This is a genomic window from Paenibacillus pseudetheri (assembly GCF_924513355.1).
GTDB lineage: Bacteria > Bacillota > Bacilli > Paenibacillales > Paenibacillaceae > Paenibacillus_AQ > Paenibacillus_AQ pseudetheri.
This window is the reverse complement of record NZ_CAKMAB010000058.1, coordinates 1-25,345: the sequence shown is the minus strand read 5'-3', so window position 1 is coordinate 25,345 and position 25,345 is coordinate 1. Positions and strand designations below refer to the sequence as shown.

Sequence of the window (25,345 nt, the reverse complement as noted above, 5' to 3'; positions counted from 1 at the left end):
ATCCCTCCGTCAATAAGTTTCCTAATGGTTAGCGTGGTCTAAATATCCGTTCGTTAATCGTTCCTACTATTATTCCACCCTGGTAATCGGTGCAAACCCTGCAAGCAGTCGTTTCACACCCACTGGTGCCGGAAAAGCAATCTGCAGCTCCGTATCATTTCCGGTGCCCTTCACAGCTACAACCGTGCCAGTGCCCCATTTGCCGTGCGAAACCTTATCACCCGCTTTGTAATCGCCAGCAGCTGCAGCCCCTGCTCCAGTAGCGCGCTGAGCGCCTCCGGAGGTTACGGTCACGCTACTCTTGCTTGTCGCTGCTGACGCCGTACTTCCGCTGCCAATCGGCGCCGCACCAGCGGCTCCACCTCGGCCGCCGAAGTTCCCACGACTGCCGCCACTGAAGCCGCGTCCGCCGTAAGCACCGCCTACCTCCGAGCCTCCGCGTTGGAAGCGGTCCTGTGTCTTCGCGGTATCTTCCTTCAACTCCTCCGGAATCTCTTCAATGAAGCGGGACGGCTGATTTGCCGTCGTTCGCCCAAAGAGCGTACGCATCCGCGCGCAAGAGAGAAACAGCTGTTTCTCGGCCCGGGTGATCCCTACATACGCAAGCCGGCGTTCCTCTTCGAGCTCATCGTTGTCTTGGAAGGCTCGGCTGTGCGGGAACACGCCTTCTTCCATCCCGACGATAAATACCGTTGGAAACTCCAGACCTTTGGCGCTATGCATCGTCATCAGGACTACAGCGTCACTACGGTCCTCTTCATCATCATTCACACTATCAATATCTGCAATAAGTGCAAGATCCGTGAGGAAGGAGACAAGCGACTTGTCCTCGTTATTCTTTTCAAACTCCATCGTCACTGACAGGAACTCATCGATGTTCTCTAAGCGTGAGCGAGATTCGAGTGTGTTTTCATTTTGCAGCTCCAAACGGTACTGCGACATCTCTAGTATTTTTTCCGTCAGTTCAGTTACGGACAGGAACTCCACCATACGGTGCAGAGCCTCAATCATATCGTAGAACTCTACTAGCATATTCCGCGTCCGTCCGGCAAAGCCCAAATCATCAACAGTTTGCAGTACGCGAAAAATAGAAACACCACGTTCACCAGCCGCAGCTGCCAGCTTACCAACCGTTGTATCCCCTAATCCCCGCTTAGGTACATTAATAATACGCGTCAGGCTGATATCATCATCTGGGTTAGATAACAGGCGTAAATACGCGAGCAGATCCTTGATTTCTTTACGATCATAGAACTTAATCCCGCCTACGATTTGATACGGAATATCAGATTTAATTAGAATTTCCTCGATTACCCGTGACTGGGCATTCGTACGATACAGTATCGCATGATTCTGGTAGGCTTGACCCTGTTTCACATTTTTGCTGATTTCTCCGGTTACAAAGTAACCTTCATCATGCTCGGAGTCCGCCCGGTACACCTTAATCTTGGGGCCTTCCTCGGAATCGGTCCACAGCTTCTTCGGCTTACGTCCACTATTGAGTGCGATCACACCATTGGCTGCATTCAGGATATTAGCAGTTGAACGGTAGTTCTGCTCTAGAAGAATGGTTTTCGCTTCTGGATAGTCCTCTTCAAAATTAAGAATGTTCGTAATATCCGCTCCGCGCCAGCGATAAATCGACTGGTCACTATCCCCTACCACACAAATCCGGTGGTGGCTATCAGCGAGCATACGGCACAACATATACTGCGCTCTGTTCGTATCCTGATACTCATCCACGTGGATGTATTTGAATTTCTTTTGGTAGAAATCAAGTACCTCGGGAACTTCCTTAAACAGTTCAATAGTCTTCATAATCAAATCATCAAAATCAAGCGAGTTATTGCTTCTTAGACGCCTTTGATACATCTTATATACCTTTGCAACTAAGCCTTCAAAATAATCGCCAACCTTCTGCTCATACTGCGCCGGAGTGATCAGCTCATTCTTGGATGCGCTAATGATGGCCTGCACAGCTTTTGGTTCGAATTTCTTTGTATCAATATTCAGTTCCTTCATACAGTTACGTATTACGGATAACTGATCTGTAGAGTCCAGAATGGAGAAGTTGGAGGTAAAACCAATCCGCTCGATATCCTTCCGCAAAATCCGAACACACATAGAGTGAAAGGTGGATACCCAGATATCTCTTCCCTCAGGTCCGACAAGCTTAGATACACGTTCCTGCATTTCCCGCGCGGCTTTATTCGTAAACGTAATCGCCAAAATCGCCCAAGGCGGCGCCTTTCGATTGGCAATCAGCCAGGCAATTCTGTGAGTCAACACTCTCGTCTTCCCACTGCCCGCACCAGCCATAATGAGAAGTGGACCTTCGGTAGTTTCGACAGCCTGTCTCTGAGGAGGGTTCAGTCGACTTACCGCGTCTTGTATGCTAATAAGTTGCATGTGTAACATGCTCCTTTCTAAATATAAAATCACCAATCATAAGTAGTCCTAAAAATAACCACTAAGCATAAACGCCTTTGGCGTCCTTAAAAGGACGGTAAGTGTTTATGCGAAAAATATAAGGATAATGTATAACGTGAAACTTATACTTTCTTATATTTTAATCGAATTTCTCTTGTACTGTCTTTTTTACAGCCGCAACTGTTAGCAGTGCCTGCTGTACATCACTATAAATAATATTGCCGACCACTACTGTATCACATAGAGCTGCTGCCTGCTCGGCTTCCGCCTCACAAGTAATGCCCCCACCATAAAAAAGTTGGGCGTGATCCACCATTTCGCGTACTGTCCGCACAGTCTCCATATCCCCGAACCTACCGCTGTATTCAAGATAAACAATCGGCAGTGACATCAGCCTGTCCGCAACCTGAGCATAAGCAGCCGCTTCTTCAGCATCAATGGCCGTCTCAGCCCCTGTAATCCGTGCAACGGAAGAGTCACTATTCAGCACAATATAACCTTCCGTTAGAAGCGAATCCCATGGAATCATAAATCCATAGCGTTCAATAGCTCGGCGATGATGGCCTACAATCCAGGCTGGATCAGGAGTATTAAGCACCATAGGAATCATATAAAGGTCAAATCCGGGCACAGCAGCTTCAAGTTCGGATACCTCGAGTGCACAGGGTAACTCAAAATGCCTCACTCTTGATAAGAGCTCCACTGTATTCTCATAGGTTACTCCTGTAGAGCCCCCTATCAGTATGGCATCCGTGCCAGATAAGCAAACGGCCTCCAAATCCTCATCCGAAATCATCCGGTCAGGGTCTAGCTTAAACACATGCCGCCAAGGTTTGATCATTTGCTGCACTGAATTCATGAGAATCATCCTTAATAGTCATTTGGGCAAGACAAAGACACTCCTGCCACCGCAAAAGATATAGATCTAGTCTATGCCAGCACAGCAGGTGTGTCAATTTAAAGCGAACAAAAATGCGAACATTTTTTCGTATATAAATTTGGGGCCCCCCGCAAAGTACCTGAATACGCATCTATGGAAAGCACCACTTTGTGGGGATATATTAATGGCAATGAGTAGTCTAAGATTTCACCGTAAGCCTGTTATGTTAATTAAATCCCCTTCGGGCACAAAATCAGTATAGAAATCATCCACGCCCATACGGGCCAGCTCCCGAATTTCCTCTTCTTCATTCACTGTATGAACATATACACGAGCTCCAGCCTTCTTCAGCTTTTTAACAAAGCTCTTGTTGGCTCGTTTAACTGGCATGGTAATATCCAAACCTGTTTTTTTAACAAACTCAATAACTTGTTCATCCGTATCCTTGGACTGGTACAAGGTGTAAAGCACTTCCGGAAAAGAATACACCTTATTGATCTCATCAAGCATCGTCTGATTGTATATTTGTGGAATAATTCGAACTAGTATGGCTGGATCCCGGTGCTGCGCCGCTTCAGTCAGCAATGTAAATTGCTTCTCTATAAGTTCCGGTTGGATTTCTTTGGTATCTGTAACGATATAAGCATCGGGATAATTCTGCAATAGATCAAGCACCTTCTCAATATCAAGTGGAGAGTATATATTCAGGATGGGGCTGTCCATAAATTCCTCGTAATCTAGTACAATACCCTGTTTATTAGCAGGGAGAACCTCCAACTGCCCTAAAAGCTTGCTCATATTGCTTGTCCATTCATGCCAAGCAACCAACTGATCATCCTTCGATAACAAAAAATCAACTTCAAATACGCGAGTTCCCCGTTCATAGTTAGCGACAAATGCCTCCCAAGCATTGGTATACTTATAGCCGTTAATTCCCCCCATGGCATGTGCAACGACCTTGTGCGCTTCAAAGCCGCTCGCAGGTTGCTCTTCCTCTTTATTCAAAGTTATTACAAGAATCATTATTAGTGCGACAATCATTACTACAGTTGCAATAATCTTTTTCTTATTCATAGTTGAGAGTTTCCTTTGCAAAGTTTAGATTAGAAAATTAATACCCCGCTCTGCCAGTGGCAAAACGGGGTATTATTTAAATTTTACAAATCTAAATAAGTGCAAGTCTCAATATGCGTTTTTGTTGACGAAGCCGTTGCGAATCGTTTTGAAAATAATTCGAATGTCGAACAGTAAAGACCAGTTCTCGATGTAGAAAATATCGTGTTTGATCCGCTCCTCGATGGAAGTGTCACCGCGAAGTCCATTGCTCTGTGCCCAACCTGTGATTCCAGGGCGTACATGGTGCTTAACCATGTACTTTGGAATTTCATCACGGAACTGTTCCACATAAAATGGTCGTTCTGGTCGAGGTCCCACCACACTCATATGTCCCAGCAACACATTAAAAAATTGCGGAAGCTCATCTAGACTTGTCTTACGGATAAAGGTCCCAAATCTGGTTCTACGAGGATCTTCCCGCGTACTCCAGCCTGTATCCTCTTCACCATCCTGCTGCATCTTCATGGAGCGGAACTTATACATCATAAAATTACGACGGTTCAGTCCCACACGTTCCTGCCGGAATATAATCGGTCCCGGAGAGGTTAGTCGGACACCAAGAGCCACGATAAGCATTACAGGAGAGATCATAATAATTGCGAACAAAGAGAACACAATATCAAACAATCGTTTTGCCATCTTATTACCCGTCATATCTAGTGGAATATCACGAACATTAATCATTGGCATGCCTGCAAAGTTATCAAAGTAAGGGCGGGCTGGTAAGTAGTCGAAAAAGTCAGGGATAATCAATGTGCGTACACCTGCTTTTTCACAGGCCGCAATAATTGAAGGATACTTCGAATGCGCATCAAGTGGCAGCGCAAGTATAACCTCATCCACAGGCAGCATCTCTAGCATCCCAGACAACTGATCAACCGTTCCTAGAATCGGTTTATATCGTTGTTCCTCAATTCCATCCCATGTATGATAGTCATCCAGGAAACCAATCGCTTCGTACCCGAGCTCGGGGTATTGCTCTAAATTGTTGTAGAATCTTTTGCCTAATGTACCTGCGCCTATAATAAGTACGAACTGGCGGTTAAGACCCTTTTCACGTAAAGATTTAAGCATCTTCTTCAGCACATAACGGTACAGCATAATAGAAAGAACGTTAAATCCCATATAAATAGCAAGGTAGGCACGAGAGATATCGATTTCTTTCACGAAGAACATCAGACCAAGCAGAATGAAAATGCTCATGATATGCACTTGGAAAATTTTAATAAATTCATCGACAAAACGTTTCTTCCGCTTAGGCAAATACAGCGACAGCAATATACCGATTAGCACTGCAATTCCGCCATAAATCATACTCCAGTAAGCGTACGACTCTACAGGCAGCGGGTTTTCAAACTCCATCCATCCACTTTTAAACTTAAGCCACCAAGCCGCTAAAAAAGAGAGCTGAATGACAATAAAGTCAGCAACCATATAGAGCTGTGTCAAAAATTTCTGATTACGCCGAATCATAAATTCACCTCAGTATTCTTTTCGTTACGTGCACCTGTTTCATTAGCGGAGTTAAGACTCTGAGCAGGTGATGGGACCGTTTTAAGAGAGATTAAGGAATTCCGCAATAGCGAAAGTGCGAACTTCACACCTATGCCGGCATATACTGTTCCATTTATCATACTGTTGTACTTCCTACTATAATGCTTACGATGAAATAAAATCATTGCTCGGTGAAACTCGTACACGATCTTGAACGGTCTGCGTCTTGCGCTACCACCTTTAAGATGCACGATAGAGGTCTTCGGATAATAATAAATCTCCCAACCGGCCTCTTTAATCCGATAACACCAGTCTAAATCCTCACCGTACATAAAAAACTCTTCATCTAATCCGCCCACCTGATCAATCGTCTCCCGCCGCAGCAGCATAAACGCACCTACCAGACAATCTATCGGGTAATCAAGATCAGGGTCCAGATAGCCTAACTGGTAACCGTTAAACTTCGGGCGATCCGGAAACAGCTTACTGAAACCAAAAGCATAATAGAAGGAAGCTGACGGTGTAGGAAATCCCCGCTTACACGCTTTATCCAGCGAACCATCTGGCAAAATAATCTTACATCCTGATGCCCCAACATCGGGCCGACTGTCCATAAAGGAGATCATCGTCTCCAGCGAATCCTTACGCACTACTGTATCTGAATTGAGTAGAAGCACATACCTTCCGGATGAAGCCTCCATTCCCTGGTTATTTGCACGGGCAAAACCGACATTGTCGTTATTAGCGATCAACATTACACCTGGAAACTCTCTACTAATCTTCTCTACCGAATCATCGTGGGAATTGTTGTCTATTAAAATAATCTCATAGGAAAAGTTCGTTTCTGAGTCATATACCGACCTGAGACAATCCATCGTCAGACGACACGTGTTGTAATTAACAATAAGTATACTTACATCTACATTCACTGCGTAACGCTCCTGACAAATATAGTAATCTACCGACAATTATTATAACATAAAACCTCCCTGAGAGGAGGTGACGTTTCAGGGAGGTTTTTCCAGATATAGTTTAGTTTTTGTGTTTGTTTCTCTCTTTTAAGGTAGCCTGTATATACTTCCGCTTCTTTTTTAACGCAGGGAGCTGAGTAAAAAAAGATTTCCACGCTACGATTAGCTGCGGTTCTCTGAGTAGCATATAGCCGTGAGCGGCAAGCTCATAGGGAAGAGAAATTAAGATTGTTTTCAGCATAGTTCGAGCCGGTTCATTCTTGTAGATCATTTTATAGCGGTTAATGTAAGATATTCGTCGGATGAACATAGGTTTGGTATTACGACCAGATGTCTTCCACCCACGTTCGTGATACCCGATCGCCTCGGCTTCATAATACCCATGCCAGCCGAATAACTGTGCCCTCCAAGCCACATCCACATCTTCCTTATAAGCGAAAAAATCAGCATCAAAAAAATCGCTATCAATACTTATGTCGTTGATCATTCGCCGAGAATACATCGCAGCCGCTCCAGATACGCCGAATACTGGCCCGGACTGTGTCCATTGATCTGCTGGCTCACCCGCACCGCGATCAAACGCACGCCGTGTTCTGTTCATACGGAGACCTGTGCTGTCTACCAGCCCATGATCGGCCTTTAGCAAAAGCTTTCCTGTCGCGCTACCGATTAACGGATTCTCCTCCATTCGTTTGATCAGTCTGGATAAATAGTCTGGAGCCAGCGTCAAATCCGGATTAAGGACTAGTATGTAGTCTGTTTCCGTAGCAGCGATAGCCTGGTTGTGGGCTGGGGCGAAGCCTGTGTTCTTTTGGTTTTGGATGAGTTGCAGAATTAAAGAAGTTTTAGGGATGGTGCTGTGAAAAGTGCTCACTCTCTCAGCACAACCATCAGAAGATGCATTGTCTACAACGACAATTTTCTCAATAGGATAATCCTGTGCCATTACTGCCTCTAAGCAATCTATAATGTCATCCGCACTGTTGTAGGTGACGATATGTACACTTACCGTTTTGTTATTCATGAGTATCCTCGACTTTGTAATTTCTAATTAACTACCTACTTCCTTCTTATTATAACGAAAGAACACAAAAAACTCCCGCACCGTTATGAACGATTTGGGAGTTTCAATTGGTATTGTTCTATTCTTTTAGCTCTAAGAGGAAATCTCTCAGTCCCTCACGCCAAGGTCGAATATCCTGAAAACCGTTCGTACGAATCGACAAATGCTCCATCACCGAATTCCGAGGACGTGGTGCAGGTCTCGGGAACTGTTCCGTAGCACACGGTTCAAGCTTAGCGGTGAATTTCAAACCCAAAATATCCTCAGCCTCTGCAAAGATCGCCTGTGTAAATTCAAACCAAGTACATGAGTCACTATTTGACGCATGGTATACACCGTACTTCTCAGTTTGGATAAGCTCAAGCAAGAATCGAGCTAAGTCGACTGTATAGGTAGGCGAGCCCTTTTGGTCATCGACTACCTGAAGCATTGGCTTTTCTTGGCCAAGCTTTAGCATTGTTTTGACAAAGTTATTCCCGTATTTACCATACACCCATGATGTGCGTACGATAAAATATTTAGAGGAAAGGGATTGGACTAGCACTTCACCCGCACGTTTTGATTTACCGTATATGCTCTTAGGATCAGTATTATCATACTCATGGTAAGGCTGTGATCCTAAACCATCAAATACATAATCTGTACTGATATATACCACCTTAGCCCCAGCTTTTTCAGAAGCTATCGCTACATTTCGACTTCCAGTCGCATTAATTAAATAAGCTGCATCGATGTCACTTTCTGCCGCATCTACTGCCGTATGCGCAGCACAGTGAATGACAGCATACGGTCCAAACTCACCAATAACCTGGATACACTGATCCAGATCGGTGATATCCATCTCTTGACGGTCGCAGCCCATCACTTGGTGACCTTGATGCTGGAGTAGTAAAACAACATCCTGACCCAATTGTCCGGCCGCACCTGTAACAAGTACCTTCAGTTGAGCCATTATAGAGATTCTCCCAAGCGATCGCCATATTGTAATTCAGCGTACTTCTGGTATTCCCCAGATTGAATGCGAGTCCACCATTCACGGTTATTGAGATACCATTGGATGGTTTCTTTAATACCTGTTTCAAACGTATGTTTCGGCTTCCATCCCAGTTCGTTCATAATCTTAGTTGGATCTATACCATAGCGGCGATCATGACCTGGACGGTCTTGAACATAAGTAATCAGTGAATCAGGTTTGCCTAGTTCCTGCAATACCGTGTTTACAATATGCACATTCGTACGCTCGTTATTGCCACCAATGTTGTAAACTTCGCCATTCACACCCTCATGAATAACCAAATCAATCGCGCTGCAGTGATCCTCAACATACAACCAGTCACGGATATTCATCCCATCCCCATAAACAGGTAACGCTTGATCCGCAAGTGCGCGTGAGATCATCAGCGGAATGAGTTTTTCCGGGAATTGGTACGGGCCATAATTGTTTGAGCAGCGGGTAATGTTCACTGGCAGTCCGAATGTCTCATGGTATGCACGTACAAGTAAGTCGCCACCTGCTTTACTAGCGGAATAAGGACTATTCGGAGTCAAAGGAGTCTCCTCAGTAAACAACCCGGTTGCTCCAAGTGATCCGTATACCTCATCCGTAGAAACCTGAACGAACTTAGTGATACTGTACTTTTTTGCCGCATCCAAAAGCACTTGTGTTCCAAGCACGTTCGTCTTTACAAACACTTCCGGCTCCAAAATACTCCGATCCACATGCGATTCAGCCGCGAAATTTACCACTACATCAACACCTTGGCTAAACAAAGCATCCATTGCCTGTACATCTGTAATATCAGCCTTAGCAAAAGTGTAATTAGGGTGATTCTCGATTGACTTCAAATTCTCCAGATTACCTGCGTATGTCAACGCATCTACGTTAACGATTTGGTAATCAGGATGTTGTTGCAGCATGTATAATACAAAGTTGCTGCCGATAAAGCCGGCTCCGCCGGTAACTAGCAGTTTCATTTATAGCCCACCTTTTGTTCTTTGAGATTATATTCAAGTTTTTGCTTCCACTGTTAATCAAAGTTTATTTCCGCATCTTTCAGTAATGGATGACGTTGATCTTTATCCGACAATGCCGGATTAGAAGTCGGCCAATCAATACCTAAGACTGGATCATTCCATAATATGCCGCGATCATTTTCGGGGGAATAATATTCGTCCACCTTATATAATACTTGGGTGTTAGGCACCAACGTACAAAAACCATGCGCGAAGCCTTTAGGCACCAGTAGTTGACGTTTATTATATTCACTAAGAATTACTCCGGCCCATTGACCAAATGTAGGGGAATTACGACGGATATCAACAATTACATCGTAAATAACACCGGATAAGACGCGAATTAACTTTGTTTGGGCTTTAGGATGTAACTGGTAATGTAGACCACGTAACACCCCAACCTCTGCAGAGAGGGATTGGTTGTCTTGGATAAACTGATAGGTTACTCCGAGTTTATGCATTATTACTTCGTTGTAGCTTTCCATGAAAAAACCCCGGTTGTCACCATGGACAACCGGTTCTAGTAGGCTTGCGCCTTGTAACTTCAAAGGAGTGACATTCATCTTGGAGCTCCTCCTCGTTTCTATAGTTTTAATTTACCGAATTCTTCGGTATAGAGAATATTTTTTGCCAATTCATTGGCTCTGGCTAATGACGAATGCGTGCCCGCATCAGTCCACCAACCGCCCAGAATATCATACGTTAGTTCATTTCTTTTAATATATGCATTATTTACATCCGTTATTTCAAGTTCTCCTCGGTTTGAAGGAGTAAGCTTCTTAATAATCTCGAAGACTTTGCTATCAAACATGTAAATCCCAGTAACGGCATATCCACTTTTCGGAGCACTAGGCTTCTCTTCAATGGATACGATATTATCGCCCTGCAGTTCAGGAACACCGAAGCGCTGTGGATCGGAAACCTTTTGAATCAGAATCTTAGCTCCAGTTCCTTGAGCTTTAAAGTTTTCAATATATTGAGAAATATTCTCTTCAAATACGTTGTCCCCAAGAATAACAACACTTTGGTCATTTCCAACAAATTGCTCTGCAAGGCCGAGCGCTTGTGCTATACCGCCAGCTTCATCCTGAACTTTATAGGTAAAAGAAACACCCATAGAGTTTCCACTTCCAAGTAGATTCACCACTTCACCCATATGCTCTTTACCTGTAACAATTAAAATATCTTGGATATTAGCCTGTTTGAGCTTATAGATTGCATGAAAGATCATTGGGTATTTGCCAACCGGAAGAAGATGTTTGTTGGTCACTTTTGTTAGAGGGTAAAGGCGCGAGCCTGTGCCTCCGGCTAGAATAATTCCCTTCATATATAAAAACCTCCGTACGATAGTTCAACATTTTCCCTACACAGACAATTAAATATTACTTAATCAATAATAATTTCAGATCTCAACCTCTGTAACCATCATTAATAATGATATCATAATTTCACTTAACAAAATCAATATCTTCCATTGAAAAATTTAAATTGATAGTGTTTCTATTTTGAACATGAGATATTAGATAAGTAACAGCCACTCTTAAACCTCTCATTTAAATTAAAATAGAGTTCACAACTGGGTATATTATAATTAAATATATCCAATAAGCACAAGAAACTTAAAAATCAAGTTCTCGCTATAAGTCTGTCTATAGAGTTTACTATGCCTTAAAAAATATAACTTGTCTTGGAGCTTTTTTCTTGGTAATAGAAATAAATCGAGCTGATTCTTTTTGTTATCATTTAACAAACTACTGTACAGCGTATGAAATTCTAGTGCTTGTCGATATAAGTACCGCTTATTTTTATTACTTTTAAATCTAATCCATTTCTTTTTGAATTTCCGAATAAAAGATGTATCCGCACCCACTACATTGGACTCATGTTGTCTATACAAAATTGAAGGTGTCTCATCGTATATGACAGTTCCTAATGAAGACACAACAATATAAAGCCACCAATCATGCATGATAATATTGCTTGCATTCGGGATTCTATCCTTAAGGATACCCATTGCAGCTTTATTAAAAGTAATTGTCGCACCGACAGCAATATTCTCAATAAGGGCATTGTACAATCCCGGTTTCCGGGTTACTGACGGCCAAACTTTTTGAGTAGTCAGCATATCACTCGTAGGGTAAGTAGCTGTAAAGTACATTGAAGGGATACTTGAATCAATCCCACTCAACTTTTTTACAGCCAATTCTATTTTATGAGGAAGCCAAATATCATCCTGATCACAAAAGCAATAGTATTCGCAATCTTCATATGAATGTTTAATCAATTCTAGAAAACTATCAATAACCCCACTATTTTGTGCCTTTATAAATGAAATGATGTCTGGATGTTTGATAGTATATGAGGTAATTATATCTATTGTACTATCATTTGATCCATCATCTCTAATTAATATAGAAATATTCTTGTATGACTGTTCTAAAATACTTTCCAATTGTTGATCTAAATACTTTTCTCCATTATAGGTTGATAATAATATTTGAACTTTACCCATAGCAACAACTATCCTTCAATAGCTTTTTATTTTGTCATTTGTAGTGTACAAAAATTGATAAGTTCATTTTAATTGAAAAATCAAATTATTTATTCAATATCATTTTTTTTAACTCTTCAATCTGTTTCTCTAGATCATTTACCTTTGTATCAAGATCCACTAAATCATTTAATTTTCTTCCATTTATATACACATCGCCATTTAAATATATACCTCCGTTATTATCTACAGCGATTAATTCTTTCGTGTTATCATTAGAGGCAATACGTATTCCACCTTCGCCAGCACGTAATGTAAGCCAGTTCTCCGGATGTTGAAAGCCAGTCCATCTTAATCCACCGTAAATTTCACCCGATTTACCACCATTTAGTAAAACTCCTGTCCCAACACCTTCACTACGAAATTGAGCTGCGCCTTCACTAAAAAGTGCGTTTCTAAAATCTAGTCCTATCTTTGCTTTATCAAAATCAGCAACAATTAAACGACCATATTCAGCCATGCTATTTTTAAAATAAATACCACTCTCCCAAGCTCCATTCCGCTTTGCAACATTTTTATCCGTATCTTCATTTCTAACTTCTATCGCCATGGAGTTAGAATTACCAAAACCTACAATCTGTAAACCTGTTTTTGATTTATTTGGATAAATCCCTGGTTTACCACCATTTAATACGTCAATCTCCAGGCCAACTAGCTGTGCATCATAATTTTCCTGACTATACTCTTCTAAATTAATACCCTCTGGCACATATTTCTTATAAGTTTCGTTTTCTAGAAAAGTCTTGTAGTCAGATCGCGCACTAAGAAACCCTCCCCATGCTTTTGAATTATTTGCAATTGCAGCTGAATCTCCCCAAATTGAAACTGCATTTGTATCTTCTTTAAAGTTCATCACTTCACTCAGTAAGTTTTGATAATGATTATGCGTACTATCATAATTTTCTGCAGTCTGTTTAGATAAATCGTGCGTTTCTATCTTTTCACCTTTCCAGTTTTCAAATAAGGCATCAGGTGTAATAATATCTGAAAATATAATATTCCCTCTTAAGGCAGTGTTAAGTCCTGTATATTGTGGCCAAAGACCTTCTTTCCTTGGATGATTGCCTCTTATTATTTCTGTGTTATTCTCTATCTTTGAAGTCAACTCTTCACTTACTTTGTTTTCAGTTCTTGTACCTGCATACAAAACACTTGGAATACCTACAGCAACACATAAAATCACGACTAAACTGACTAATTTTATATTCTTGTTCAATCTATAATTCCTCCTATTACTTTCATACTCATCCGCTTTATGTTTCTTTTGAATGAGTTATTACTTGATTTTAATTGAAGTACTAGTTTGTTCTAATTGTCTTTCTTAACTTGCATGTCTCTATTTTTTAAATACCTTGTTTATTATTAAATCAATAACTCTCAAGAAAATATAGCTACCTTGTCGATATCGGCCAAAATCAAAAAAAGTTTTTTTGGGATTAAAATCTTTGTTTAGAAAATCCACAATATCTCTTATATTATTACTCCATTGATAGTCATTAATTAGATCGTCAAAATTCGCTTCATAAAACGTTTTCCCGGGATAATCCATAATTTTTTCTGCCAAATTAATTTCATTTATATCTTCAATAATTATACCAATAGACTTTGTGTTGATTTCATCCGCAAAAAAATCACCAGAATTACTTATTATTGGTAACTTAGTCCATATATAGTCTAATATTCTTGTTCTGAATGAGTATCGTGTTTCTATATGATTTTTATGAATATTTATTCCTAAATCAGCTTCCAATAAATAATTATGCCTATCATTATATTCAACCCAATCATTAAAGAAAACGCAATTATTGGTGAGGTTAAGATGATCGCTCAGTTTTATCGTTTCATCAACAATTTTCATTCTTTTAATGTCCGTATTAGGATGATTAATTCCCATAAAGAAGAGTTTAATGTTGCTTTGCTTTTGATTTACAATTTGCATAGCTTTAATTAGCGTAATAGGGTCAAACCACTCCCAGATACCTCCACCCCACAATATTACCTTGTCATCTAGTTCTATCCCAGGGTAAACCCCTTTCAGTACATTTTTGTTTTTGATAGGGGGTATGCTGGGAATTCCAAAAGGAACAACCCCAATTAAGTGTTCAAAAGATTTACTCTTCTGATATTCTTTCACATTAATTCTCTTTAATGAGGTAAGTGCACCCAGCCAAAAATCTTTTTGTTTCTCAGAGGCACATATAAAGTAATCACCAAACTTAAGCTGATCAATTAAAATATTCATCATATTGTTGTAGATTAAATTGCCTCGAAAATCATCCTCATTTAATTCTAAATGTTCAAGGACAAATGGATCGTATAAATCAACAATAACAGAAGCATTGACCTTCCGTAAAAATCTATTTTTCCATAAACAATCACCTTGAATCAGAATAGAGTCTACATCTGTAGCTTCTTTTCTTAAAATCTTTGATTCAGAACTTATTAGCTTAATAGGATAAGATTTCAGCTCTTCATAAAGATCAAATGTATGATAATTTGGAACTGCTAACGTTATTTGGAAGTGTTCAGACAATTCTATAGCTAAGTTCCAATATCTAATTCCTGGTCCAGCCATTTTTGAAGCTATAACATCTGATGAAATTATCAACAACTTTTTCATACATATACCTTCTTAGTCAACTTTATTTTCATTTTTGAAATAAACTTTCTTATTGTATATAGAAATTAAAGATTTTAAATGAAAATAGGTTAATAAACCTTGAGGCCATGAAGAATCCTCTAAATATTGAACGAACTGTTTTTTACCTTCGAAAGAAACTAGTGCTTTAAATGCTTGTTTAAAAGGAAATGGTCTTTTCTTTTCAACAAATTCCCCAACACCAAAGGTCTCATTATGTGCCAATCTAAAGAAAGCTCCAGCTAGAGATGAGGATGGTACAGTTAAAAGTTCTCTAAGTAATTCTCTAGAAAAATCTTTTAATTCTCTGTTCGTCCATGCTTGGTTGTATATGATTGGATACCATTTTTCTACAGCATCCAAAACACCTCTTTGAAAGTGTGTTATATACTTAATATGAACATCTGTCTCTTTCTTGCTCTCATCATAACAAACACAAACATTCTCGCCTTTAATCTCATAGCCAGTCACACTTCCCATTGCTGCATTGCAGAGCATTTCAAGTGGTGCAACATGACGCACCATCGTCATCTCGTTTTGGTTAAAGAAGGAGTGTTTTTCTGTATTTTCCAGTTGTTTATTGATAAAAGGGTAAAGTCCAAAATAATAACCAGTAATTTTCGAATGATTTAATAAGTAAGCTAGATTATCTTGAATTGTTCCTCTCCAGCCTATATCAACAATGAACACATCATTTCCATCAATAATATTATGATTTTCTAGATATGTAGTGAGTTCGGCTCTTTTTGACTTGATATCTTTATCCAATTTATTTACAAACTCACTATCGTTAAAGAGTTCTATAACAGATTCATTTTGCCAAGGATAGACGATAGGTTCTTCAACATCTAAATGAAATTTTGAGAACAAGTGAGTATAACCATTTATATCTACATTTAAGGTTTTGAATAGTGCCTTCATTGATTGTATAGAATATTGATTCCAGACACGCATAAATTCTTCTATAGAGACTTCTCTAAGTGAAGCAGAAAATGTCGCAAGTCTACTTACTTCAAGAAGTTCAGTGCTCGGTAAAGTATCACCATGTGGATGGACTTTAGCGAGAATATCATGAATTTGCTTAAAGAAGACCCCTTCTCTAGTCAAGTAGAATATTTTTTCGATTTTTTTTTGTTTAGCTGACTCAATTACATGAAGAATATAACTCAGGAAAACTAAGCTATATTTTACGCCCTCATCATAATATGCATTGCTTGTTTTATTCAACGTTAATTCACGAATTATATTTCCGTTCATTTCACCTAATACCGAGGATGGATTATTAACTCTTTTCTCAAATCTCAAATTATGTAACCTTCTCAACTCTTCTTCTTCTTTATTAAAATAATGAAGCGTGTTAATTCCTAAACTTGATGGTTGCTTAACATCGGAATACTCATTATCTCCCAAATGAAAATGTTCCGACGGAGATATCCCATGAATTTCATGGATTTTCTTAAATAGATTTGAACTTCTTTTATTATAACCATGCTCCATAGATGTAGTTCCGGCTTCCCCCATTAAACCTTTAGCCTTTAATATCTCATTTATAAAAGAACTATCTGTATAGAAGTCCGAAAGAAATAATCGTTTACTATAGGTATAACTACTCAATACATTAACTATGTTTGGATCTAGGTAGGTTATGTCGATTTCGTGCTGTAATTCCGCCTGATATAAATCTCTTACAACATTATCTATTTCTTCATCGGACATAGGAGTAACCAATATATTTTTTAGCCATTCTTTCAAAACAATATATATATCATACTCATCGTCGAAGCCATCCTTAAGATTACCTTGTCCAATTTGGTATTCCGCTTCTTGCCTTTTACGGAATAAATTCAATTCGTTATTATCAATAAGAATTAGATCAGGATAATTATGTTTCAAATGGATTATCGTTTTAATCTTTACTTCATCAGGATGGCTATTTCTTCTCAGAACCGTATCCCAAATATCAAATGTTAATAATTTGTATTGATTCATGATTAACCTCATTTAATTATTTTTTTTACTTTATTTTTTATTTTTCTCAACAAATCTTTTACTTTTTCAGGTGACTTACCGTTATCCGTATAAACCGGTCGGATTTTTTTTGTGAACGCATCCGCTATTATTGGTTCTTGATTATAGGATTTTGGATATGCCTTTAATTCGAAATCTTCATTTGAAATAATTTTTTTCACAGCATCAGTAAACTGTTTATATCCATGTTCAAGCGTCTTATCTTTCATATAATTAACACCAAAACGAGACATTTGATCAATATGTTCATCATTGGTCAATATACTAATCAATGCACTGGCAATAGATTCGGGAGTTTGATCAGCTAATTTAACTCCACCGTCCGGCATATCATACAAGTTATTTTCCCTATATATGTCTACAACGGGAAGACCCGCAGCCATCATTTCAAAAGGAATTCTAGAAGGATTGGAAGAACTAATACATAATCCAACGGAACATTTATTATACAAATTATTACATTCTTCAACAGATATCAATTCTAAATTTGTATGTTCAAACCATACATTTGTTTTATTTTTAGATCCATATAAATAAATTTTAACTTCTGGCATTAAATGCTTTACGATTCCCAGTGCTTCTATTCCAATAATGCTACATCTTCTTGGTTTCTCAGGCTGATAAATAAAACAAATCGCCTTTTCTCTAGTCTTCTCTGGCAGTCGTTTATATACTGTATGGTCTGCACAAAAATCAAAATAACTAGAAGCAGTATTGTATTTTTCGACCATGAGATTACTTAGCCATTTCCCAATTGTTATAGGAGTCAAATCGTATTTATAAGAATTCTCCGCCAGAAGATACCCATCACCCATAGGGTTAAAATACGCTTCAAAATCTTGCACAAAATAAAACTTTTTAGTCTGATATGGAATATCTCTAACTGCTTTAGCAGTGTGCCAAGCAGTAGCAAAAACTGCATCATACTTTACCTCGGTATTAAAACCAAGAAAAAGATTTGCTTTAATGTCTCCAAAATACTTATTAATACTAGATTTCATTTCTTTCAGATTTAAGTAACTGTTATCATCCTCAATGTAGATATCACAGTCATAACCTTCAGATGCTAAAGCATTAATATTTTGAAATATCGTTCTATGTCCACCTGACCCTTCCATAGGACTAGGTACAAACCAAGCTAATTTCAACACATTTTCCCCTCCAGAATTGATTACAATGATTTTATATTTAGCTCAACTTTGAAATTGTATCATCTCTCTCTTTGATCATCTGGTCCATCTGCTCAATAGCGTTATAACGCTCTTCCAATAATATACCTTGATTATTTATTGTGTTATCTCTCTCTTTGATCATCTGATCCATCTGCTCAATAGCGATATCACGTTCTTCCAGTAATATAGCTTGATTATTTATTGCATTATCTCTCTCTTTAATCATAGATTCCATATCTACAACTGTTTGGTAACGTTCATCTAACATTCTCTTCTGAGCTGTTATCACGTCATCTCTTTCTTTAATCATGCTATCCATTTTCTGAATAATATCAATTCTCTCTTCAAGCAATTGTGCTTGTGAATTAATTACAACATCTCTCTCTTTGATCATATTCTCCATCTGGTTTATACTGTTAAATCGTTCCTTTATAATTTTATTTTGAGAACTAATAATATTATCACGTTCTTCGATCATAGTCTCCATTTTGACCATGCTTTCAAATCGTTCTTCTAGCAACCTACCTTGAGCTTCTATTGAGTCATCTCTTTGTTTTATCATTCGGTCCATTTTTCCAATGATGTTAAAGCGTTCAAGACCCAAAATTTCAAGATCTTTGACTTTAATCTGTGCAATATCTAATTCTGATCTTGCATTATAATATAAAAGTTTGTCATGAATATTTTCAACTATCATAAGATCAAAAACTTTGTTTCCCTTAGGAAAGAGAATCCCTAATCCCCAACTATGACTGAATTCAAAACTGTTATATTCCAGCTTTATCTCATCCCAAAATAAAGACGATCCATATCCCGTATCAGCAGCTATATCATGAAAAAGTACAATACCATTGTCATTGAGCTTTGGTAATGATGTTAAGAAATCATGTTTTACAGCATCGTATTCATGAAAGCCATCAATATGAATAATATCAAAATAACCATCATTAAATTGTAAAAGAGCTTCATCAAATGTCATTTTATGCGTTTCGGTAGATATACCAGAAAAAAACTTTTCAATCGTCTTCTTCACCAAATCATAAACTTCTTCGCCATAAAAACCAGCCTGAGGGTCGCCCATCCATGTATCTACTGCGTGAATTTTTGTATCAATATTAAAATCTTTGATCGCTTGGCACATTGCGAAAAAAGAGCATCCATAATGTGTCCCGAGTTCAAGTATATTTTGGGGTCTTACAAATCCCAGAAGATCATATACAAATCTACGGTGTCCTGCCCAAGGAGATACATTCAATTTTTCATTGAGATTATCCGATTCAAATATAGGATTGCTAATTTTCCACCCTGACATATTTACTCATCTCCGCAAATTAGTGATATTTAATTGATCAATATTATTATTAAACAAGCAGTGAATAGTCTTATGTGGGGAAACACAAGACAATTCAAAAATATTATGAGCCCAGCATTGTATAGTATGTTGTAATTCGTGATTCCCTTCTCCAATTCCTAATGTAAGAAAATAATAGCCCTCTTTTATTTCTGGCCACTGAAAACTAAGTTTCACAAGATTATCTCCTTCTTCAAACGAAAAATTCCGTTTTAGAGAAGTGATTGTATTCTCTCCAAATATCTGATTTCCAAATTTATCGGATATAATATAACCGAATATAGTCTCACTCATTTTTTTTTGAGAGGTGACCTGATAGCTTATTTCCACATTATCTCCAGCCAATACAAAACCACGATATGGTAAGTTGTTTACTTCTACTTTGAAACTCTTAATAGAAGCTTCCAACGCACCACCCAAAGCAGCTTGATCTATGTCAACAAATGATTCATTATCTTCAATTATATTGTCATAAAGATTAGAGACTTCATTGGAAATTAAGTTAGATTCCTTTGCTTTAACAGAAAAACTTTCCGAGTGCATTCTTTTTACATAATATTCGATTCCTTCAAGAGTACTTCCATCAAAAACCTTTTCCCCTTCAGAAATCACTATGCATCTGTCAGCAAGGTTCGCAACACTTGTCATATCATGAGTTACAACAATTTTCGTAACATCTTTCATCTCGTTTTTCATGAAAGTGTTACATTTTTGTTGAAAAAATATATCTCCTACAGAAAGTGCTTCGTCAACAATCAATATATCCGGTTCGAGATTAATCATTAAAGCAAAAGCAAGTCGTGCGAACATACCACTAGAATAGGTCTTAACAGGCTGATAGATATATTCACCAATATCCGCAAATTCTAATATTGTTTGAAGTTTTTTTTCAATTACTTTATCTTCAAATCCAAATAATGATCCATTAAAGTAAATATTCTCTATCCCCGTATACTCAGGATTAAAACCAGCTCCTAATTCTATTAATGAAGTGATTCTTCCCTTAATCTCTACTTCACCAAGAGTAGGCGTCAAAACTCCTGCTATCATTTTTAAAAGTGTAGACTTACCAGATCCATTTTTGCCAATTATCGCTACAGTCTCTCCCCTTTTAAGCTCCATAGAGAAATTCTTCAATGCATATTTCTCTTCATGTAATTCTTTGTTTGAAAAAAGATTTAAAGCCTCCTTTAATCTATCAGAAGGTTTTTTATATAACTTATACATCTTGGTTAAATCTGTTACCCTTATTGCTGTTTCTGTATTCATAATCCCAACCATCCCTTTTCTTCAAAACGATTAATTAATTACAGAACATCTGAAAAGCCATTCTTTGAACGTTTAAAGAACACGAGCCCAATCAGAAGAACTACAATAATCTGGACAATATAAAAAACACTGGATGTACTGTCTTCCCAGAAATGATGACCGTAGATAAACGTATTGCGGTAGCCAGAGGTTACATAATACATAGGATTCAGCTTAAATATAAAAGAATATTTATCCGAAATAATCTCTGGATTCCAAAAGATAGGTGTTAGCCAAAATCCAAACTGTAGTATAATTCCAACGATCTGATTTATGTCTTTGAAAAAAACATTTAGTGAAGAAGTTATGTAGGCTAAGCCTACAATAAGTAGCGTAGAAGTGACGAGATAAAATAATAAATCAAAATAATATAGCGTTGGGTAATAACCATGTGCAACAAACAACCCAATAGTTAATAACAAGAAAAACAAATGTATAATAAGTGATGAACATATTTTAATTAATGGTAAATAACCCACTCTAAAACGGACTTTTTTTACTAAGTATGAGTTGTCAATTACAGATGTAGTAGCTGCACCAATACTATCTGAAAAATAAAACCATGGTATTATTCCTGGCACTAACCAAAGTACAAAGGGAATGTCATTCACAGGGCCATTTCTAAAACCCACCTCAAAAACAAACCAGTAAGTCAAAACAGTAACAATTGGATTTATCAGAGCCCAGAAAACCCCTAAGTAAGATCCAAGATATCTAGTTTTAAAATCATTCTGAATCATCTTTAATAGCAATCTCTTATCAAGTTTAAGTTGTTTTAAGTAGTTCAAAATTATTCTTCTCCTTTAATCGATTCCTTCATAAACTTATATTTCATAACATTTATTTCTTTTTTTAGTTTTAGCAATACAAATAGGAATATTAACAACGATATTGCTAGCAAGCTTATAATTGAAATCACTGCTGTATTAACATAACTCAGACTGGCGTTCTCATTCAAAACATCATTAATTTTTTTGTTATTCAAGTAAAGATCGCCGTTCAAATATATGCCACCAAAATTATCGATTAAAGCTATTTCTTTCTTCTCATCATTGCTAATGATTCTCAACCCTGCTTCTGATTGCTTAATAGTCAGCCAATCCCTATTGTCTTCAGTTGAACTGTCTCTTTTTTCTAGAGATACATAATTCGAATTATCTGATGCAAATACCAACATTTGATTGGAACAGAGTACTATTGCAAATCCAAGCATTAATAACAACAATTTCCTTCTTAATTTCACTTCTAATTATCCTCTCTCTTTTTAATTTTTTTTGAACTAAATGAATAATATTGAAATCTTAATTTTCAATGCATAACTCAAGTCCATATGCTAAAATATTGTCGTACCTACAGGAAAAGGAGATTATAACGTGTCGAAACCAGTATACGGTAAAAACGCCGCTCAGTCGAGAAATGTTGAAAAGATAGCAAGTCCGATCTGGGCCTTGGTTGTTGCTTTTATTTTATTTTTATGTTGGGCCCCATTTCAAGTGGGATTATTTAACGGACAGCAGTTAGATTTCGAAAAGCCAATCTATGTATCTGCACTATTAAGTGGCCTTTTGCTGCTAGTCTGCCTTGGCTTATACTTCAAAAAAATCAAACTAGATGAACAGAGGGACTTAGTAGCTTTGGCATCTATATTACTCCCTCTGACTTACGCTCTATCATTGTTTGTCGCAGTTTCGCATTATATGGCGATGAATATGCTGTTTATTCAGAGCATGTATGTTGCAGTCTTCATTATAGCCTTTTATCTCTTGAAGCAAAAGCAAGTAAATGTTGTCATTCAAAACGCCATACTAGCAATCGCTTATTTCATAGTTGGTTTCGGGCTCTTAAATTGGTTAGGCAGCAATAAATTGGCCGGCGCTCTTGTGGGTTGGTTCTCAAACACCGTACGGAATGACATTTATTTAGATGCCGTTATGACTGACTCTAATGGACTTCGTTTGACTTCGATCTTTCAGTATGCGAATACATACGCTGCGTTCTTAATGGCCTTTCTATTTGTAGCCATATTCGCGCTTATTCGTTCCAAAAAATGGTATAGAACATTAACGCACAGCTTTATGTTAGTGCCCATCATTGTGTCAATCTTATTAACATTATCCCGTGGTGGTCTAGTACTGCTTCCTGTCGTATTTATATTGCTGCTGCTATTCCTAAAACCTGCACAGCAAATCCTTTGGATTCTACATCTTGGTGTTGCTGGTATTGTTTCGTTGCTCATTACAACTCCAGTGACTAACCTTGGATTAGAGTTAAATACGAATTTCACTTCTTCTGCCGCCTTGAAAGGCTGGGGATACCTACTTGGAGCTTCACTTGCTGTAGCAGCGTTATCCTGGATCATTCAGCGTTTTGTCGCTCCTTGGCTGGAGAAGAAACTAAGCAATTGGTCCTCACGTAAACTAACAGGTCTATGGATTCCACTTGGTTCCGTTGCACTTGTCGGAATTGTAGCTTTCCTGCTGATAGGTACAAGCGCAAAAAATATCTTACCTAGCAATATGACCACTCGTCTTGAGAACATCAATTTTCAGCAACATAGCGTACTTGAGCGGATTACTTTTTATAAAGATGCTATAAAGGTAGTTAAGGATTATCCGATTCTTGGTGCTGGTGGCGGTGGATGGTCTTCATTGTATGAGCACTATCAGAACAACCCTTATACTAGCCGACAAGTGCATAACTTCTTTTTACAATATTTGATAGAAGTTGGGATCCTTGGCTTCATTGTATTTATGGGATTCATTTTGTATATTTTTTATAAATATATTCGCGGATATGTAAAACGGGATAAAAATGATTTTGAGAATGGTTTCTTTTATCTAATCATTGCTCTATCTATTCTTGTGCACAGCCTACTAGATTTCAATATGAGCTATGCCTTCATGGGTATACTCGTCTTCCTTGGACTGGCGGGTATGGCAGTTGTCATGGATAGCAAACAGCTACGTAAAAATTGGAATAGAACTGGTTTTCGCCTTGGATATTCCGCTATTCTCACGCTAGGTACTGTATTCTTGTTATTCCTCTCGATTAGCTATATCGGTTCCAGTAATGCTGCCCTAAAGGGTAAGAATTTAATTAGAGTGAGTACTTCATATGAAGAAATTAAAACGCCATTAAGTGAAGCTTTAAAAAACCGTCCAAATCATCCTGAATCAGTTATTTCTTTATCTACTTTGGATATGACGGTATTCAATCAAACGCAAGATGAACAATTTCTTAACGAAGCTTATAATGTATTGACTCGAGCACTAAAAGATGAGCCTTACAACAAATATCTTTTAGCTCAGATGGTCAGCTACTACGATATAAAGGGTCAAAGTGACCTTGCATATAGTGTTTACCTCGACAATGCTGATAAGTTCAGTTGGGATATTAATTGGTATGACACTCTGATCAACCGCTCCTTTGCATTAGGACAGCAAGCCCTTAATCAAAAAGATGAAGTGAAAAAAGAAAAGTACTTCACAGAAGAGCTTGAAGCATATAATCACGTTCTCACTGGTGTAGAACATTTGAAGACTCTTCCACCAGAACAATTGCAAGGGCGTCCTTTCTCAGTAACACCAACAATAGCTTTAAACGTTGGCAAAATGCAGCTCTTATCTGGGCAAGAGGATGCAGCAAAGTCAACTTTGAAGCTTAGTTCAGATGCTAATTACACTGATATAATGAATAGTGAAACTCCGTGGAATATAGATTGGTACAGTTCACTCATCAGCCGTTCTTTTGATTTAGGACAAGCGGCTTACGCACAACAAGATAATGTAGATAGAATAGAAAATATGAAAGCTGGCTTTGCCGTTGGGCTTTTGGCTTATAATCATGTACTTACGGATAATGATCCTTCTAAGACCCTTGCTCCGGATGTGACACTGAAGGTAGGAAAAATGCAATATATGTCTGGACAGATTCAAAAAGCAATCTCCATCTTAAAACCGGCCTTAAGCCAAGATTTCGCAGATGCAACGAATCGCGAGATTGCTCGTTGGTACCTTGCTGCTTTGACGAAAACTGGTGGCGAAGATCAGGCGATATACGACTCACTGATCACAGCCGATCCTGCGGAAGCAGCGCAAATCGAGGCCATTGCAAATTCGCAATTTTAAAAAAAGAAATGAAAATGGGGCTGTCCCAAAAGCCATGAAATGGCTGCTTGGGTCAGCCCTTTTTCTAGTAGGATATACGTGAGCGCTTTGAGAGGACGCTCCGCGAACGGACCGTTGTTCCAATCGCTGTGCTCTCCAGATTTTTTTCATTCCCCTTTGCGGTGAAAATCCGGAGACCAAGGCGAACGCTACCGCTTTTCCAC

General features: G+C 38.4%; 20 protein-coding genes. 1 reads left to right on the top strand and 19 read right to left on the bottom strand.

The window, feature by feature from the left end; translation table 11 throughout:
- Nucleotides 1-69: 69 nt before the first annotated feature.
- The 19 genes from pcrA to L1028_RS28730 form a co-directional block, all read right to left on the bottom strand.
- The gene (gene pcrA, locus L1028_RS28820) at nt 70-2,409 is read right to left on the bottom strand and encodes a DNA helicase PcrA (protein WP_234541495.1); all 2,340 of its coding nucleotides are present in this window, start codon (nt 2,407-2,409) and stop codon (nt 70-72) included.
- 160 nt (nt 2,410-2,569) lie between these two features.
- On the bottom strand, nt 2,570-3,289 hold the full coding sequence (gene pcrB / locus L1028_RS28815) for a heptaprenylglyceryl phosphate synthase (RefSeq protein WP_423803103.1): 720 nt from the start codon (nt 3,287-3,289) through the stop codon (nt 2,570-2,572).
- Between the two features lie 228 nt (nt 3,290-3,517).
- Complete coding sequence (locus L1028_RS28810) at nt 3,518-4,384, bottom strand: phosphatidylinositol-specific phospholipase C/glycerophosphodiester phosphodiesterase family protein (protein ID WP_234541492.1); 867 nt, start codon at nt 4,382-4,384, stop codon at nt 3,518-3,520.
- A 108-nt stretch (nt 4,385-4,492) separates the two neighbouring features.
- On the bottom strand, nt 4,493-5,899 hold the full coding sequence (locus L1028_RS28805) for an undecaprenyl-phosphate glucose phosphotransferase (RefSeq protein ID WP_234541486.1): 1,407 nt from the start codon (nt 5,897-5,899) through the stop codon (nt 4,493-4,495).
- Nucleotides 5,896-6,795 (bottom strand): glycosyltransferase family 2 protein, encoded by a 900-nt coding sequence (locus tag L1028_RS28800; protein WP_234541516.1) that lies wholly within the window; start codon nt 6,793-6,795, stop codon nt 5,896-5,898. Before L1028_RS28800 ends, L1028_RS28805 begins: the two co-directional genes overlap by 4 nt.
- 157 nt (nt 6,796-6,952) lie before the next feature.
- Nucleotides 6,953-7,915: a glycosyltransferase family 2 protein gene (locus L1028_RS28795; RefSeq protein WP_234541483.1), complete on the bottom strand. Its 963-nt coding sequence runs from the start codon at nt 7,913-7,915 to the stop codon at nt 6,953-6,955.
- Nucleotides 7,916-8,033: 118 nt separating this feature from the next.
- Nucleotides 8,034-8,897: a dTDP-4-dehydrorhamnose reductase gene (gene rfbD, locus L1028_RS28790; RefSeq protein ID WP_234541514.1), complete on the bottom strand. Its 864-nt coding sequence runs from the start codon at nt 8,895-8,897 to the stop codon at nt 8,034-8,036.
- Nucleotides 8,898-8,905: 8 nt separating this feature from the next.
- On the bottom strand, nt 8,906-9,928 hold the full coding sequence (gene rfbB / locus L1028_RS28785) for a dTDP-glucose 4,6-dehydratase (protein WP_234541480.1): 1,023 nt from the start codon (nt 9,926-9,928) through the stop codon (nt 8,906-8,908).
- A gap of 53 nt (nt 9,929-9,981) precedes the next feature.
- A complete protein-coding gene (gene rfbC / locus L1028_RS28780; protein ID WP_234541478.1) occupies nt 9,982-10,530 on the bottom strand; it encodes a dTDP-4-dehydrorhamnose 3,5-epimerase in 549 nt (182 codons plus the stop codon).
- A gap of 20 nt (nt 10,531-10,550) precedes the next feature.
- The gene (locus L1028_RS28775) at nt 10,551-11,294 is read right to left on the bottom strand and encodes a sugar phosphate nucleotidyltransferase (protein ID WP_234541477.1); all 744 of its coding nucleotides are present in this window, start codon (nt 11,292-11,294) and stop codon (nt 10,551-10,553) included.
- 264 nt (nt 11,295-11,558) lie between these two features.
- A complete protein-coding gene (locus tag L1028_RS28770) occupies nt 11,559-12,479 on the bottom strand; it encodes a glycosyltransferase family 2 protein (RefSeq protein WP_234541474.1) in 921 nt (306 codons plus the stop codon).
- Nucleotides 12,480-12,564: 85 nt separating this feature from the next.
- A complete protein-coding gene (locus L1028_RS28765; protein WP_234541472.1) occupies nt 12,565-13,734 on the bottom strand; it encodes a hypothetical protein in 1,170 nt (389 codons plus the stop codon).
- Between the two features lie 120 nt (nt 13,735-13,854).
- Nucleotides 13,855-15,138, bottom strand: coding sequence for a glycosyltransferase family protein (locus L1028_RS28760; RefSeq protein ID WP_234541470.1), 1,284 nt, complete (start codon nt 15,136-15,138; stop codon nt 13,855-13,857).
- Between the two features lie 12 nt (nt 15,139-15,150).
- Nucleotides 15,151-17,145: a hypothetical protein gene (locus L1028_RS28755; protein ID WP_234541466.1), complete on the bottom strand. Its 1,995-nt coding sequence runs from the start codon at nt 17,143-17,145 to the stop codon at nt 15,151-15,153.
- Between the two features lie 8 nt (nt 17,146-17,153).
- A complete protein-coding gene (locus L1028_RS28750; protein WP_234541464.1) occupies nt 17,154-18,335 on the bottom strand; it encodes a rhamnosyltransferase WsaF family glycosyltransferase in 1,182 nt (393 codons plus the stop codon).
- Nucleotides 18,336-18,372: 37 nt separating this feature from the next.
- Entirely contained in the window at nt 18,373-19,668 is a 1,296-nt protein-coding gene (locus L1028_RS28745; RefSeq protein ID WP_234541462.1) for a class I SAM-dependent methyltransferase, read from the bottom strand.
- 6 nt (nt 19,669-19,674) lie between these two features.
- Entirely contained in the window at nt 19,675-20,976 is a 1,302-nt protein-coding gene (locus tag L1028_RS28740; RefSeq protein WP_234541460.1) for an ABC transporter ATP-binding protein, read from the bottom strand.
- A 38-nt stretch (nt 20,977-21,014) separates the two neighbouring features.
- A complete protein-coding gene (locus L1028_RS28735; RefSeq protein WP_234541458.1) occupies nt 21,015-21,803 on the bottom strand; it encodes an ABC transporter permease in 789 nt (262 codons plus the stop codon).
- 2 nt (nt 21,804-21,805) lie between these two features.
- On the bottom strand, nt 21,806-22,258 hold the full coding sequence (locus tag L1028_RS28730; protein WP_234541455.1) for a hypothetical protein: 453 nt from the start codon (nt 22,256-22,258) through the stop codon (nt 21,806-21,808).
- 130 nt (nt 22,259-22,388) lie between these two features.
- On the opposite strand from L1028_RS28730, the gene L1028_RS28725 reads away from it, so the two are divergent.
- A complete protein-coding gene (locus L1028_RS28725; protein WP_234541453.1) occupies nt 22,389-25,142 on the top strand; it encodes an O-antigen ligase family protein in 2,754 nt (917 codons plus the stop codon).
- Nucleotides 25,143-25,345 lie beyond the last annotated feature (203 nt).